General features: G+C 38.9%; 14 protein-coding genes. 8 read left to right on the top strand and 6 right to left on the bottom strand.

What is annotated here, in order from left to right:
- Window positions 1-14 precede the first annotated feature (14 nt).
- On the bottom strand, window positions 15-755 hold the full coding sequence (rpsB, locus tag A379_RS00610) for a 30S ribosomal protein S2 (protein WP_040724928.1): 741 nt from the start codon (window positions 753-755) through the stop codon (window positions 15-17).
- A gap of 271 nt (window positions 756-1,026) precedes the next feature.
- On the opposite strand from rpsB, the gene map reads away from it, so the two are divergent.
- Together map and glnD are read left to right on the top strand one after the other, a co-directional pair.
- On the top strand, window positions 1,027-1,809 hold the full coding sequence (gene map, locus A379_RS00605; protein ID WP_040724927.1) for a type I methionyl aminopeptidase: 783 nt from the start codon (window positions 1,027-1,029) through the stop codon (window positions 1,807-1,809).
- Window positions 1,810-1,919: 110 nt separating this feature from the next.
- The gene (glnD, locus tag A379_RS00600) at window positions 1,920-4,559 is read left to right on the top strand and encodes a [protein-PII] uridylyltransferase (RefSeq protein ID WP_040724925.1); all 2,640 of its coding nucleotides are present in this window, start codon (window positions 1,920-1,922) and stop codon (window positions 4,557-4,559) included.
- 42 nt (window positions 4,560-4,601) lie between these two features.
- Here glnD and A379_RS00595 read toward each other — a convergent pair whose 3' ends face one another.
- Together A379_RS00595 and A379_RS00590 are read right to left on the bottom strand one after the other, a co-directional pair.
- A complete protein-coding gene (locus tag A379_RS00595; RefSeq protein WP_040724923.1) occupies window positions 4,602-4,979 on the bottom strand; it encodes a VOC family protein in 378 nt (125 codons plus the stop codon).
- A 156-nt stretch (window positions 4,980-5,135) separates the two neighbouring features.
- Complete coding sequence (locus A379_RS00590) at window positions 5,136-6,035, bottom strand: DapH/DapD/GlmU-related protein (protein ID WP_040724920.1); 900 nt, start codon at window positions 6,033-6,035, stop codon at window positions 5,136-5,138.
- 211 nt (window positions 6,036-6,246) lie between these two features.
- Between A379_RS00590 and A379_RS00585 the strand changes: the two genes are divergently transcribed.
- The 4 genes from A379_RS00585 (at window position 6,247) to A379_RS00570 (ending at window position 8,689) form a co-directional block, all read left to right on the top strand.
- Window positions 6,247-6,591, top strand: a complete 345-nt coding sequence (locus tag A379_RS00585; protein ID WP_040724919.1) for an arsenate reductase — start codon at window positions 6,247-6,249, stop codon at window positions 6,589-6,591.
- A 56-nt stretch (window positions 6,592-6,647) separates the two neighbouring features.
- Entirely contained in the window at window positions 6,648-7,778 is a 1,131-nt protein-coding gene (gene dapE, locus A379_RS00580) for a succinyl-diaminopimelate desuccinylase (protein ID WP_040724916.1), read from the top strand.
- Window positions 7,779-7,809: 31 nt separating this feature from the next.
- Window positions 7,810-8,049, top strand: coding sequence for a hypothetical protein (locus A379_RS00575; RefSeq protein WP_051144841.1), 240 nt, complete (start codon window positions 7,810-7,812; stop codon window positions 8,047-8,049).
- A gap of 160 nt (window positions 8,050-8,209) precedes the next feature.
- The gene (locus A379_RS00570; protein WP_040724913.1) at window positions 8,210-8,689 is read left to right on the top strand and encodes a Crp/Fnr family transcriptional regulator; all 480 of its coding nucleotides are present in this window, start codon (window positions 8,210-8,212) and stop codon (window positions 8,687-8,689) included.
- 98 nt (window positions 8,690-8,787) lie between these two features.
- On the opposite strand, the gene A379_RS00565 is transcribed toward A379_RS00570, so the two are convergent.
- Window positions 8,788-10,218 carry a sodium-dependent transporter gene (locus A379_RS00565; protein WP_040724911.1) on the bottom strand — a complete coding sequence of 477 codons (1,431 nt, stop codon included), beginning with the start codon at window positions 10,216-10,218 and terminating at the stop codon, window positions 8,788-8,790.
- Window positions 10,219-10,270: 52 nt separating this feature from the next.
- On the opposite strand from A379_RS00565, the gene murB reads away from it, so the two are divergent.
- Window positions 10,271-11,293 carry a UDP-N-acetylmuramate dehydrogenase gene (murB, locus tag A379_RS00560; RefSeq protein ID WP_040724909.1) on the top strand — a complete coding sequence of 341 codons (1,023 nt, stop codon included), beginning with the start codon at window positions 10,271-10,273 and terminating at the stop codon, window positions 11,291-11,293.
- A gap of 69 nt (window positions 11,294-11,362) precedes the next feature.
- Here the strand turns inward: murB and A379_RS00555 are convergent, their stop codons facing one another.
- Both A379_RS00555 and nagZ read right to left on the bottom strand, forming a co-directional pair.
- On the bottom strand, window positions 11,363-12,490 hold the full coding sequence (locus A379_RS00555) for a mechanosensitive ion channel family protein (protein WP_040724907.1): 1,128 nt from the start codon (window positions 12,488-12,490) through the stop codon (window positions 11,363-11,365).
- On the bottom strand, window positions 12,491-13,561 hold the full coding sequence (gene nagZ, locus A379_RS00550) for a beta-N-acetylhexosaminidase (protein WP_198525638.1): 1,071 nt from the start codon (window positions 13,559-13,561) through the stop codon (window positions 12,491-12,493).
- 140 nt (window positions 13,562-13,701) lie between these two features.
- On the opposite strand from nagZ, the gene A379_RS00545 reads away from it, so the two are divergent.
- The gene (locus A379_RS00545; RefSeq protein ID WP_040724906.1) at window positions 13,702-14,151 is read left to right on the top strand and encodes an MOSC domain-containing protein; all 450 of its coding nucleotides are present in this window, start codon (window positions 13,702-13,704) and stop codon (window positions 14,149-14,151) included.
- Window positions 14,152-14,213: the final 62 nt, after the last annotated feature.

The raw sequence follows: 14,213 nt of genomic DNA, 5'->3' as shown, positions 1-14,213 counted from the left end.
ATTTAGTAACTTTATTATTCAGCTGCTTTTTCTTCAGCTTCTACAAAGTCATCACCCTCAACCGCAGTCGTGATGGTAGCTTTACCTTCATTGATTGCGTCTGCAGCAGCAGATAAGTATAGAGAGATTGCACGGATTGCATCATCATTACCAGGGATAACATAATCAACACCACGAGGGTCATTGTTAGTATCAACCACACCGATAACTGGAATATTTAGGTTTTGTGCTTCTTGGATTGCAATTTTTTCGTTACCAGTGTCGATAATGAAAATTGCATCAGGCATTGCACGCATATCTTTGATACCACCTAAAGAAAGTTCTAACTTAGTCTTTTGACGAGATAGAGTTAACGCTTCTCTTTTAGTGATTTTTTCAAAAGTACCATCTTGCTCCATCGCTTCTAATTCTTTTAGACGCTTGATAGATTGCTTGATTGTTTTGAAGTTTGTTAACATACCACCTAACCAACGGTAATCAACATAAGGCATACCACAACGCTGTGCTTCTTGAGCAACTAGCTCACGTGCTGCCTTTTTAGTACCAACAAACAATACTTTACCTTTGTTAGCTGCGATACCGCCCATCATATTTAACGCGTCGTTAAACATTGGTAGTGTTTTTTCTAAGTTAACGATATGAATGTTGTTACGTGCTCCAAAGATGTACTCAGACATCTTAGGGTTCCAATAACGTGTCTGGTGACCGAAATGAACACCAGCTTCTAGCATTTGACGCATGGTTACTTTTGCCATGATTTTTTCTCCAAATAGTGGGGTTAAGCCTCCGTTCACCCCATAAAACGAACTAATTTCCTTTATTCAAACAAATGGTTTGATGTAAAGTTTTTAGCACCCCGTTTTATGTGTCGGTAAACGTGCGGATTTTCTGTTAAAATTCCTCTCATTCGAAAGGCGCGGCATTTATACCATATCCCAGCCAAATTCACAATTTAAATTCATTAATTCATAATGTTTTTCTAAAATTAACTTATGATTAATTGAGAATCAAAAGAAACACTTTATTATGACGATAAAAATCAAAACAGCTGATGAAATTCAAAAAATGCGTATTGCCGGAAAATTGGCCGCAGATGTATTAGAAATGATTACACCTTACGTTATTCCAGGCGCTTCTACTGGTGAATTAAACTCAATCATGCACAAATATATGACCGAAGAACAAGGCACTGTTCCTGCAACGTTGAATTACCATGGTTTTCCAGCCTCTAGCTGTATCTCCATTAACCAGGTAGTTTGTCACGGCATACCTGAAGATAAAAAGACATTAAAGAAAGGCGATATCGTCAATATTGATGTTACGGTAATTAAAGATGGCTATCATGGGGATACCAGCATGATGTTTGAAGTTGGTGAAGTAAAACCCTTTGCCAATAGACTTTGCCAAGTTGCCCATGAATGCCTTTGGCTTGGGATTGAACAAGTTAAACCAGGCGCCACACTTTATGATGTTGCTTGTGCAATTCAAAAACACGCTGAAGCCAATAACTATTCTGTTGTGCGTGAATATTGCGGGCACGGTATTGGTGCGGATTTCCATGAAGAACCACAAGTTCTTCACTATGCCGCTCCCGAACTTAAAGAGATTGTGTTAAAAGAAGGTATGGTGTTTACCATTGAACCCATGATTAACCAAGGTAAAGCACCTGTTAAACTGTTAGCCGATAACTGGACCGTTGTTACTAAAGACAGGAAACTTTCAGCCCAATGGGAACATACCTTAGTCGTTACTAAAACAGGTTATGAAATATTCACATTAAGAACAAATGAACAACCCGTTCTACCTTAATTGACTTCACCGTTAGGCACAAAACGCTACATGTAACGCCAATTTTGTTATTGCCAGGCTTTTTACCCTGGCATACACTCTCATATAACCCAATACTATAGAGTCTAAACATGAATGAACGCCCCTCACTTCCTAATTTTATTCATTCACTTGAGAATCCTAATATTCCAACCTTAGAACAAATAAAAATCGGGCGTTCGGTTCTATCCGAGTTTACTAACTATCAGTTCAAACAGTTTGAGACAGGGGCTGCCGTCGCAGAGCTCATTAAAGAACGTTCGATATTCATTGACCAATTTTTAAAACGTATCTGGAAAACCTATGTTTCTGACAATATCGCAACCTTAGTAGCCGTCGGTGGTTATGGCCGTGGTGAACTGCACCCTTACTCAGATATAGATTTACTTATATTATGTGATGATATTGAAAAAAATCAGGAAGAACTCTCAAAATTCATCACGTTTTTATGGGATTTAGGATTTGATGTAGGACATGCCGTTAGAACGGTTGCCGATTGCCAGCTAGCGGGTATGGAAGATGTAGCAACAGCAACCAACTTACTGGAAGCTCGTTGGTTAACAGGTGACTATACTCGCTTTGAAGAACTGCAACAGCTTTGGAATAAACACACCCAATTTTGGGATCGTAAAGATTTTTTTATTGCTAAATATGAGGAGCAAACGGCACGGCACAAGCGTTTTAATGACACGGTCTATCAACTTGAACCCAACATCAAGGAAAGCCCAGGAGGGCTTAGAGATGTTCAAACCATTTACTGGGTAGCTAAAAGACACTTTAATGCCAATTCAATCAATGAACTTGTTCAGCGCAACTTCTTAACAACCGAAGAGTTTTTAGAAATTGAAGCCGCCTATAAATACCTAAACCGCATTCGCTTTGCTTTACAACACCAGAAAAAACGACGTGAAGACCGTTTACAATTTGATTTACAACAATCTATTGCTGAAAGTTTTGGTTATAGCGATAACAAAGAAAAAATCGCTGTTGAACAATTTATGAGCAGTTACTATCGCAACGTACAAAACGTAGTAAAGCTCAATGAAATCTTATTGCAACACTTCCGTGAAGTGTTATTTGATAATGAAAACACGCAAGAAAAACCGATTAACAATCATTTTAAAATCGTAGGCGAATACTTAGACATTACCCACCCACGCGTTTTTTTCAAAAACCCAACGGCATTACTCGAGTCTTTTATCATCCTCGAAACCCTACCAGAAGTTAAAGGGTTACGCTCAAATGCAATCCGCTCTATTCGAGATCATTTGTATTTAATTAATGACAGTTTTCGCAATGACCCAATCAATAAAGCGCTTTTCATGGAGATATTTAGACAGCCCAAAGGGGTTAATGCCGCGGTCAAAAGAATGCACAGTTATGGGGTTTTAAGTGAATACTTACCCGTCTTTAAAAAAATTACAGGCCTCATGCAGTTTAATATTTTTCATGCTTATACAGTCGACGACCACACCATTTTAGTCATACGTAACTTACGCCGATTTTTTGTTGATAATTTTACCTATGAATTCCCAACAGCTCACCAAGTTGCCAAAAAGTTATGTAAACCTGAACTTCTATTCTTAGCAGGTCTTTTTCACGATATTGCCAAGGGCCGAAATGGTGCACATGAAATATTAGGCGCTGAAGACGCATTAGAATTTGCACAACAACACAACCTTTCTACAAAAGATGGCAAGTTAATTAGCTGGCTCGTTCGCAGACATTTGGACTTTTCCAGCGTAGCCCAAAAGAAGGATTTAAGCGACCCAGAGGTTATCCAAAAATTTGCAAAAATTGTGGGTGACCAAGAACATCTGGACTACTTATACTTGTTAACCGTTGCAGATGTCTGCTCAACCTCAGCTGACGTATGGAATGATTGGAAGAACTCTTTATTTTTAGCACTCTATAACGAAACCTCAAAAGTCCTTTCAGCGGGTGCAAAAACCCCTAGAGATAGAGAAATCAAAGCCCTACAAACACAAGAAAAATCTAGGGAACTCTTATCCAAAAGAGGGATAGACTCATCGCAATTCAATGAGTTGTGGAAAAGCCTTTCTGACAGTGATTTTTTTAGTAAACAAACTCCAAGTGATGTCGCCAGAATTACTAAACTTCTCTATCAACGTGATAAAACTCAAAACCATGTGTTCTTACAAGAACAAACCCAGCGAGGGGCTTCTGAGCTGATTATTTACATGCCAGATAGAGATTACCTATTTGCCCATATTGCCCATACCTTAGATACCCTCTCAACAGATATAATGGAAGCACAAATCTTTAGCTGCACGGATAATATGACGTTGGTTATGATGTACTTCTTAAATCGTGATACCCAAGACTACTTAGATGAAAGCCGTCACTTTGAAGTGATTGATAAAATTCAATACCAACTAACACAAACAGATGTTCAACCCATTGAAATGGCACACACCATTAAAAACCGTAGAACACGTCATTTCGACACACCTACAGAGGTCGGTTTTAAACAAATTAATGATTATCTTACAGAGCTGTCAATTAACACTAAAGATGCACCAGGCCTGCTAGCTCGAATCGGCTGCGCACTCAAAGAGAATAACATCCGTTTGCATGATGCCAAAATTCACACCGTAGGCGAAAAAGCAGAAGATGTCTTTTTAATTAGTGACATACAAAATAATGCTATTAAAAGTAAAGAAAGACTTTCTCAACTTTCAGAAGCGCTTTATGAAATGATTGAAAATTAACACTTAAACTTACCAGGCCTGGTAAATTGGAATGTTTTTAACCTAAACTGTATATTCAAATAATTCGAATGAATTATTATCTAAATCACGGGTGAATAAGGCTTTTCTACCTGATTGACTCAATGTATAAGGTTTATTCATTTCATCCAATCGCTGAACAAAATCTTCAATAGAATCCACTCTCAGAGCAAAATGATAATCTCTACCGCCATGCTCTGGGCGTAACGTCCCCTCGTTTGGGTTTTCTAACTGCATAATATGCAAACTCTGTCCTGCATACAAATCTACCCAATATCCAGGAAAACCTAAATTGGGCCTTTCCATCAGATTCACTTCTAATAGATTTTGATAAAACGCCAAAGAAGCTTCGGCATCTTTTACGATGATACTTACATGATCAAAGCCGATTACTTTTGCCATATTTTAGAATCCTACAATTTAGTTAAAAAATAATTATAGCAAAGTGAACACTGTATCAATCTGACTAAAAACTGAAATTAAAAACAAAAAGGCCTGCATAAAAACAGGCCTTTAAACGGATTTTTAACTCGCTTAACTGAGCTAAACAGCTAAAACTTAGTCATTACTATGAAGCGCACTATTTAAACCACTCCATAAAGTACCATCTGTCACAATCGCTTCAACTGCACCCGTCTGGCTATGACGTCTAAACAACAATTTTGATTGCCCTGATAAGTCACGTGCCGAAACAATAGAGCCATCAGGCATTTTAACCTTAGTTCCCGCAGTTAGATACAGACCAGACTCAACGATACAGTCATCACCCAAAGAGATTCCTAAACCTGCGTTAGCACCCAATAAGTTTCTTTGACCCATAGAGATAACCTGCTTACCACCACCTGATAACGTACCCATGATTGATGCACCGCCACCAATATCTGTATTTTCGCCAACAACAACGCTTGCACTGATACGACCTTCAACCATTGAGTTACCTAAAGTACCCGCATTAAAGTTTACAAAACCTTCATGCATAATTGTTGTACCAGAAGCTAAGTGAGCACCTAAACGCACACGGTCAGCATTACCAATACGAACCCCTTCAGGAATGACGTAATCTGTCATACGTGGAAATTTATCGATACAAGTCACATTAAACTGATGAACTTCACCCGCAATCGCTTCACGTAGGTTTTCTACCTCTGAAGGCAAAACAGGGCCAGCCGAAGTCCAAGCTACGTTATTTAATAATCCAAAAACCCCCTCAAGGTTAATTTCATTAGGCTTAACCGCACATTCAGACAATAAATGTAAACGTAGGTAAGCGTCTTCAGCAGATTTAGGGGCATCATCAACAGAAGCAATTTCTACCGTTACAAAATCGCCCTTAATCAAACCTGCTTTTGAAGCTAAACAGTTACGAGCTATTTCTTTATTAGAACGTGGGAACCATACATCTAAGGTTGCGCCAGTTTTTGTATCGCTATAACGGTGACCGATTCGTTTGATTGTCATAATGCTATTCTCTTAAGTAAATTGTGAAAAATTAAATAACCGATAATTATACCTTCTCAAACTAAAAACCGCGAAAAAATGATGGTGTGAGTTTAAATTAAAGTAAAACACTCTGATGTTACAAAACTTTAAGGATTTATAGCGCCTGCTGTTGATTCATTACAAGCTCACTTTATAATGAAACCTATTTAAAATAACTGGTAGAGATTTTATGATTTTATATGGCATCCCAAACTGTGACACGGTACGCAAAGCACGTAAATTTTTAGATGAAAATAAAATTGCTTATGATTTTTATGATTTTAAAAAACAAGGCTTAACACTGGAAACCATTCAAAATTGGTTACAGTCTCAACCGATTGAAATTTTAGTGAATAAACGTAGTACCAGCTGGAAACAGTTAAATGACCTGCAAAAACAGGCATTGCTCTCTGGAGACGACCTGACTGTGTTAACTGAAATGCCTACATTGATAAAACGCCCTGTTTTAGAATCAGAAACGTCACTTCTCATTGGCTTTAAAGAAGAAGAGTATCAAAAATTAATTGCTGAATGATTACGCTATAATACTGTACATTAACCTATTCAAAAACATCCAAAAAGACCAAAATCATGACTGAAACCATTGAACTTGCACAAAAGTTAATCCAAATTGATTCTGTAACACCAAATGATAAAGGTTGTCAGCAAATTATTGCTGACTACTTAACGCCTTTAGGTTTCAAAACAGAAAACATGAAATTTGGTGAAGTTGACAATATTTGGTCACGAAAAGGTTCTGAATCCCCCTGTTTGGTGTTTGCAGGCCATACCGATGTTGTTCCAACAGGCCCTGAAACAGCATGGACTCATCCACCCTTTTCTGCACACATTGATGGTGACATGATGTTTGGTCGTGGTACAGCCGATATGAAAAGCTCTATCGCTTGCTTTATGGCCGCAACCAAACGTTTTGTCAACGACTACCCAACACACAAAGGTTCAATCGCTTATCTAATTACCAGTGATGAAGAAGGCCCAGCAACCGATGGTACCGTTAAAGTGGTTGAAACCCTAGAAAATCGTAATGAAAAATTTGAGTACTGTTTAGTCGGAGAGCCGTCCAGTAGTGACAAACTGGCTGACTCCATTAAAAATGGGCGTCGTGGCTCTTTAAGCGGTTATTTAACCGTAGAAGGGGTGCAAGGGCACATTGCATACCCTGAACTTGCGGACAACCCTATCCACAATATGGCACCTGCTTTAGAACAGCTGGTTCAGGTTCAATGGGATCATGGTAATGAATATTTCCCACCTACTTCATTTCAAATTTCCAATATCAATGGCGGCACAGGGGCAACTAATGTCATTCCTGGTGATGTGGTAATCCAATTTAATTTCCGTTTTTCAACTGAACATACGCCAGAATCGCTCAAAGAGAGTGTACACGCCATTCTAGACCACCATAATCTAGAGTACACGCTAGACTGGACATTGTCAGGTATGCCTTTTATTACCCCTGCTGAAGGTAAACTGATTCAAGCCGTTCAAGAAGCCTCACAAACGGTGATGGGTTATAAACCTAAACTTTCCACTGGCGGTGGTACTTCTGATGGCCGTTTCATCGCCCCAACAGGTGCTCAAGTTATTGAATTGGGACCTCTCAATGCCACAATTCATAAAATCGATGAACAAGTGAGTGTAAGCGACTTAAATCAGTTAACAGAAATTTACTACCACACCTTGGTAAACCTTTTAAAGTAACTGCCGAACGCTTAATAAAACAGAGAAAAATATGACTGAATCTGAACTCCCCGTCTCTTTGCAATACTTACTCATTGCTTTGCAAATCATTGCCTTAGGTGTTTTTCTTTATTTAGTTTGGCCATTAATAAAAAGTGAACGATGGAAAGCCAAATTTATAGAAAATAAGACAGCCCGTTCAATCATTATTGTCTTTATTTTAATTTTTGTCTTTATTTGGGGGTTAGGTGCTTTTTTTGATTATTTTTTCCCAATTGAAGAGCTTCGTTAACTTCCTGCCAGGCCTGGTAGATTGAACTTAGAGGTCTTAAGTTAACACAAATCAAAATTAATCCCATTACCCAATGATTATTATCGATTTAACCTATTAAGGTTGTTTACATGACGTTAGAATGAAAACAACCTATCTCTTACGTTATCAAGGACTTTTTATGAATCTTGCACAAATTATTTCTCAAACTATTCTCGGCCAAGATGTCACCATTGAAGAGTGTGAAATCTTATCTTCTGCTGTCACCCAAAAAACCCTATCTAAAGGGGATATTTTGTTTGATCAAGACACTAAAGATGAGACCTTATACCTACTTCAAACAGGTAAATTAGAAGTTCTTAAGGTACTTTCAGGGGACACCACAATTCATATTGATACTCTAAAAGAAGGCAGTATGACAGGGGAATTAAGCTTTATTGATGGCAATACACATACCATGCGCTTAGTGGCTAAAAAAGATTCAGAAGTCATTCTATTGCACAAAGATGCTTTCGAAGCCTTAGTAGAAAAACATCCAATGTTGACTTACCATGTTATGCGCTCTATTTTGCGCTATTCTCATGTTATGCAACGTAAAATCAACGCAAAATATTTAGAGATGCATCGCATGGTGCAAAATCAATATACCGCGCAATATTAAGCACGGTTTAAAAAAGTATCTCAATAAAAAAGGAGGCAAATTCGCCTCCTTTTTTTATTGCTTGAAACCAGCATGAACAAAGCTTTTAAGCCTGCTAGTTAGCGTTTACATACCTTCCAAACATAAATGGCATAGACTGCAAATGTAGCCAAAATCATTGGCAACAAATCTTCGCCAGAAACCAAGTTAGATGCAAAAACCACCATCACCGCAATCGGAGCTACCCACTTTAAAACCAGTACAAACTTATTCATCATCCATTCAGACATAGGCAGCTGCTCCTGCCTAGCATCTTCACTTAACACCCAAGCGGCAAAGACCGCCATTAATAAGCCACCAAGCGGCAGCATAATATTCGCCGTCAAGAAATCTAACGATTCAAAAAAGTTTCTTTCTCCTAAAAAGTGAATATCAGACCACTCATTAAAAGAGAGAACTGTACCAATACCAACAAACCAAATAAGCGCACCTAAAATCCAAGCGGCATTTTTTCGTTTAATTCCCCAGTTTTGGTCAAACCAACTAACGGCTGGTTCAATGAGTGAGATAGATGAACTCAACGCTGCCATAACCACTAACGCAAAAAATAGGGTTCCAAAGAACCACCCCCCTGTCATATCCCCAAAAGCCACAGGTAACGTCTGAAAAAGCAGGCCAGGCCCTGATCCAGGTTCAAGCCCATTAGCAAACACAATTGAAAAAATAACCAGGCCTGCTAAAAGTGCCACAAGCGTGTCAGCAAAAGCAATCCATAAACCCGCCTTTACAATAGAGTATTTCTTTGAAATATAAGAACCGTAAACCATCATGGTGCCTAAACCGATGCTTAATGTGAAAAAAGCATGTCCCATTGCAGTTAACACAGACTCCCAAGTCAGTTTAGAAAAATCTGGAGAAAATAGAAATGAGAAACTTGCGCCAAATGACCCCGTAGTTGTTGCATAACCCAATAAAACAAAAAGAATTAATAGCAGGCCTGGCATCATAAAATTAATGGCTTTTTCGATACCGCTTTTTATGCCTTGTGCCACAATAATTACGGTAAAAACACTGACGACAGTATGCCAAAACAACAGCTCAATAGGGTTTGCTAATAAACCACTAAAATGCACTCCAACCTGCTCTGCATTAATACCAATAAAAGAGCCCCTCACGCTCTCAATAAAATAGGCAAGCCCCCAACCAGCAATCACGGTATAAAACGATAAAATTAATGCACCTGCTAAAACACCGTTTAAACCTAATAAACTCCACCAGCGACTACCACCATTTTCACGAGAAACATTCGCCATTGCCTGTACTGGATTGGCTTTACCCGCTCGTCCTAAAGCGAGTTCAGAAAGCAAAACTGGAATACCAATAAGTAAAATACAAGCCAAGTAAACAAGCACAAAGGCACCACCACCGTTTTCACCTGTAATGTATGGAAATTTCCATAGATTACCTAGCCCGACTGCTGAGCCAACAGCCGCCATAATAAAAACGGTTTGAGATGACCAAGAATCTTTAGAAAGTGTTAACTGCCCCATTCATCTTCCTTTATAATAATTCTAATTCACAGCCATTATACACAAGACTAAAATGCACATTCAGGCCAACCATTCACTGCAACCCTACAACACTTTTAATATTGATGTTAAGAGTGAATACTTCATAGAAATTAATAAACAGAGCGATATTTTAACATTACGCTCAGACCTAAAGCTGGCCTCTCTACCCTGGCGAATTATTGGTGATGGTAGCAATATACTTTTTACCCATGATCTTGAAGGCGTTGTAGTACGTTGTATTTACGATAAATTAAAAGTCGTTAAAGAAGATGAAGAGAACGTTTGGTTATCAGTCGGTGCAGGGATGAAATGGCATGACCTAGTTAAATATACGGTAGAAAATGATTGGTGGGGTTTAGAAAACCTGGCGCTCATACCTGGCACAGTAGGCGCCGCTCCAGTTCAAAACATTGGGGCTTATGGCGCTGAGGCAAGAGATACCATCACTCGTGTACAAACACTGAATATTTATGATGGACAACGTGTCGAATATCGAAACGCAGAGTGTAAATTTGGTTATCGAACCAGTATTTTTAAACAAGAATTTGTCAATAAATTACTCGTTCATAGAGTTACGTTTAGACTAAGAAAACTGAAGTATGGTAACCCTAACTTGGCTTATGACCCACTAAAAGAAGCCTTGATTGATGTGCCTAAAGAGCAATTGACCCCCCGTATTATTTTTGATGCTATTGTGGATATCAGACAAAATAGATTACCCAACCCAGAACGCCAAGGAAATGCTGGTAGCTTCTTTAAAAATCCAGTTATAGAACCTGCTTATTTTGAAACGCTGTTAGAACAATACCCTGAAATGCCAAACCACAAAATGCTGGATGGCAACTATAAAATTCCTGCCGCTTGGTTAATAGAACAAACAGGCTGGAAAGGCCGCTCTCATGGACGCTCTGGGGTATCGATTAAACACGCTCTGGTCTTGGTTAACCTAGGTGGCGCCAAAGGCACCGATATTGAGGAGTTATATCACCTGGTACAAGATGATGTCATTCATAAATTTGGCATACATCTCGAACCAGAGGTGATTATTCTATAATCTAAACGGCGTTTTTAACGTATCAGTCACAAAACATTCACCGTTTAAACTTAGTGCCGCTACGGGCCATTAATTTAAATTTGAATGAGCTTCATTAAGTTTTAGCAAGTCCTCGTCTTTAGCAATATGCAAAGTACGTGTTGGAAACGCCATCTCAGCACCATGAGACTCAACAACTTGACTTACCTTAAGTAAAACATCTTGCTTGATTTCATGAAACCTTACCCAGTCTGTTGTTTTAGTAAAGGTATAGATAAAAAAGTCTAAAGACGATGCGCCAAAGCCATTAAAATTGACTATTAACGTTTGATTTGTATCAATCTCTCTATGTTCACGCAACATGGTTTTCACATCCGCAATAATGTCATGCATTTTATGGACATCTGCATAACGAATTCCCATGGTCTCTTTAATTCGACGATTACTCATTCTTGAAGGGTTTTCAATTGCGATATTGGCAAAAATTCCATTCGGAATATACAGAGGACGTTTATCAAATGTTCTCACCGTTGTCATACGCCAACCTATTTTTTCTACCGTACCTTCAATCTCCTTGTCTGAAGAACGAATCCATTCCCCAACCGTAAAAGGCTTATCTAAATAGAGCATTAAACCGCCAAAGATATTACCCAATAAGTCCTTAGCGGCAAAACCAATGGCAATCCCCCCTACACCACCAAATGCGAGCAGGCCTGTTAAACTCACGCCAAAAGCACTTAAGAAAAAGAGAATCGTCACAATAAACGCAAGCAGTTTAATAATCTTGGCAAACGCTTCAACCGTCACTTCATCTAAGCGATCATCTCGCCGAGCGACTACTTTTAAGTTCTGCTCTAAACGATGAACCAATCGAATTACAAACCAACCAAAAGAGAGCGTTAATATTGTTGACTTAAAAGATAAGATATACGGCACTAAATCCATATAAAGGCCAAACTGTGTAATGGTTGTAGTTAGCGCTAAAACTAACCCTGTCACCCAAATAAAGAAAGAAGCAGGTGAACGAGCGGCATCAACAATACTATCAATCCAAACATAGCCACTTTTCAATAAACGGTAGTGAACGATTTTAAGAATATAACGTTGAATAATATCTAGAATAATCGTTACCGTTAATATCGATAAAACCAGTAATAGCCATACTTGACCACCAAAAAGCGCGACTAAATCAGTCCAAACTTGCGTTAACCATTCCATTTAAATCAGTTCCTGTTGATCTTCTTTTTGATTTATTTTATTTACTACAGCTGTCGCTGCCTGCCAAAGCGGTTCATATTGTAACTTTGAATATTCAAACTTGCCATGAGCGTGTAGCCGTATTAAACGGGCATGTGACAAGGTGTCAGAATGCCAATGCACTTTAGATAGAACCTCATCCGCCGCCATTGGATCATTGCAAACCAAAACCAAATCACAACCTGCATGCAAAGCTTTTAAAACGCGCTCTGCGGCAGTTCCATATTCCGTTGCCGCCTTCATGCTCATATCATCACTAATAATTGCACCTTCAAAATGGCACTGCTTACGTAATACGTCTTTCAGCCAAAACTCAGAAAAACCTGCGGGATTTTTATCCATTTTTGGGTAAATAACGTGTGCAGGCATTACCGCATCCACACTGTTCTCAATGAGACGAAGAAACGGTTGAATATCATGTCGCTGAATTTCTGCAAAAGGACGGTGGTCAATGGCGACTTCTAAATGGGTATCCGCTTCAATAAAACCATGACCTGGAAAATGTTTGGCAACAGAGGCCATCCCTGCTTTATGCATTCCATTCATCACATGAAAGGCCAAATTACCCACCGCAATAGGATTATTATGAAACGCTCTATCACCAATCACTTTACTGCCACCATAGTCTAAATCAAGAACGGGCGCGAAACTAAAATCCACGCCAACCGCAAGCAGCTCGGCAGCCAATAACCAGCCTATTTTTTCAGCGACTTCATAACTGTGCTTTTCATCTTTTTCATAGAGTTCACCTAAAACACGCATCGGGGGAATATGGGTAAATCCACTTCTAAAACGCTGAACCCTTCCGCCTTCATGATCAACCCCTATTAATAACTTGGGATGCCTTAATTCATGTATTTCATGGGTTAGTTTTGTTAACTGTTCAACAGACTCAAAATTACGGCTAAACAGAATCACTCCAGCAACCAAAGGATCCATCAAACGTTCAACTTCATGCGCTTGAAGTTCAGCACCTTCAATATCGACCATTACACTGCCTAACGACATGGATTTACCTGAGATGTGCTTCATTATTGCCCTTTAAACGATTTTATCTGTGAATATATAATTGCACATATCATACCCAAAAATGAAAATAGAAACACAAGCTTAACCCAATTGTCATATTCAATATTTACAATACGCGCGATACATAGAATAAGGATAAAAAGATGGCTAAATTGATTGGCATAGCAACACACGAAGAATCAAGAGGTTACATCACCTCTCATGAAGAAATTTTTGTTTCATTAGAAGCAGGCCTGGAGAATGACTTTCAAGGCAAGAAAAACCCAAACACTCAAGTCACTTTACTCTCTTTGCAAAGCTGGCAAAAGGCCTGTAAAGAGTGTTTAACCGAAATTGATTGGACGGAACGCCGAGCAAACTTATTAATTGATGATATTGAGTTTTCAGATTCAATGATTGGTGAACAAGTGCAAATTGGAGAGGTTCTTTTAGAAATCACCCAAGAGACCGACCCATGCAACCGAATGGAAGCCTTACAACCAGGCTTAAAAAAAGCGCTCACCCCAGAATGGCGTGGTGGTGCACGCTGTAAAGTATTACGCCAAGGTTATCTAAAAATTGGCGATAAGGTAACGGTTTTAAAACGGTTTTAAAGCATTTCTAAGTCGTTTCAATCCAAACTCAAAGCACTTTTCTGATAAGTTACCAGGCCTGG

The organism is Thiomicrorhabdus sp. Kp2, from assembly GCF_000478585.1.
Lineage (GTDB): Bacteria > Pseudomonadota > Gammaproteobacteria > Thiomicrospirales > Thiomicrospiraceae > Thiomicrorhabdus.
This window is presented reverse-complemented; position numbering and strand designations above follow the sequence as displayed.

Excerpts from the sequence above, each read along its gene's own strand:
- rpsB (WP_040724928.1), bottom strand. The coding sequence starts at position 755 with ATGGCAAAAGTAACCATGCGTCAAATGCTAGAAGCTGGTGTTCATTTC.
- map (WP_040724927.1), top strand. The coding sequence starts at position 1,027 with ATGACGATAAAAATCAAAACAGCTGATGAAATTCAAAAAATGCGTATT.
- glnD (WP_040724925.1), top strand. The coding sequence starts at position 1,920 with ATGAATGAACGCCCCTCACTTCCTAATTTTATTCATTCACTTGAGAAT.
- A379_RS00595 (WP_040724923.1), bottom strand. The coding sequence starts at position 4,979 with ATGGCAAAAGTAATCGGCTTTGATCATGTAAGTATCATCGTAAAAGAT.
- A379_RS00590 (WP_040724920.1), bottom strand. The coding sequence starts at position 6,035 with ATGACAATCAAACGAATCGGTCACCGTTATAGCGATACAAAAACTGGC.
- A379_RS00585 (WP_040724919.1), top strand. The coding sequence starts at position 6,247 with ATGATTTTATATGGCATCCCAAACTGTGACACGGTACGCAAAGCACGT.
- dapE (WP_040724916.1), top strand. The coding sequence starts at position 6,648 with ATGACTGAAACCATTGAACTTGCACAAAAGTTAATCCAAATTGATTCT.
- A379_RS00575 (WP_051144841.1), top strand. The coding sequence starts at position 7,810 with ATGACTGAATCTGAACTCCCCGTCTCTTTGCAATACTTACTCATTGCT.
- A379_RS00570 (WP_040724913.1), top strand. The coding sequence starts at position 8,210 with ATGAATCTTGCACAAATTATTTCTCAAACTATTCTCGGCCAAGATGTC.
- A379_RS00565 (WP_040724911.1), bottom strand. The coding sequence starts at position 10,218 with ATGGGGCAGTTAACACTTTCTAAAGATTCTTGGTCATCTCAAACCGTT.
- murB (WP_040724909.1), top strand. The coding sequence starts at position 10,271 with ATGCACATTCAGGCCAACCATTCACTGCAACCCTACAACACTTTTAAT.
- A379_RS00555 (WP_040724907.1), bottom strand. The coding sequence starts at position 12,490 with ATGGAATGGTTAACGCAAGTTTGGACTGATTTAGTCGCGCTTTTTGGT.
- nagZ (WP_198525638.1), bottom strand. The coding sequence starts at position 13,561 with ATGAAGCACATCTCAGGTAAATCCATGTCGTTAGGCAGTGTAATGGTC.
- A379_RS00545 (WP_040724906.1), top strand. The coding sequence starts at position 13,702 with ATGGCTAAATTGATTGGCATAGCAACACACGAAGAATCAAGAGGTTAC.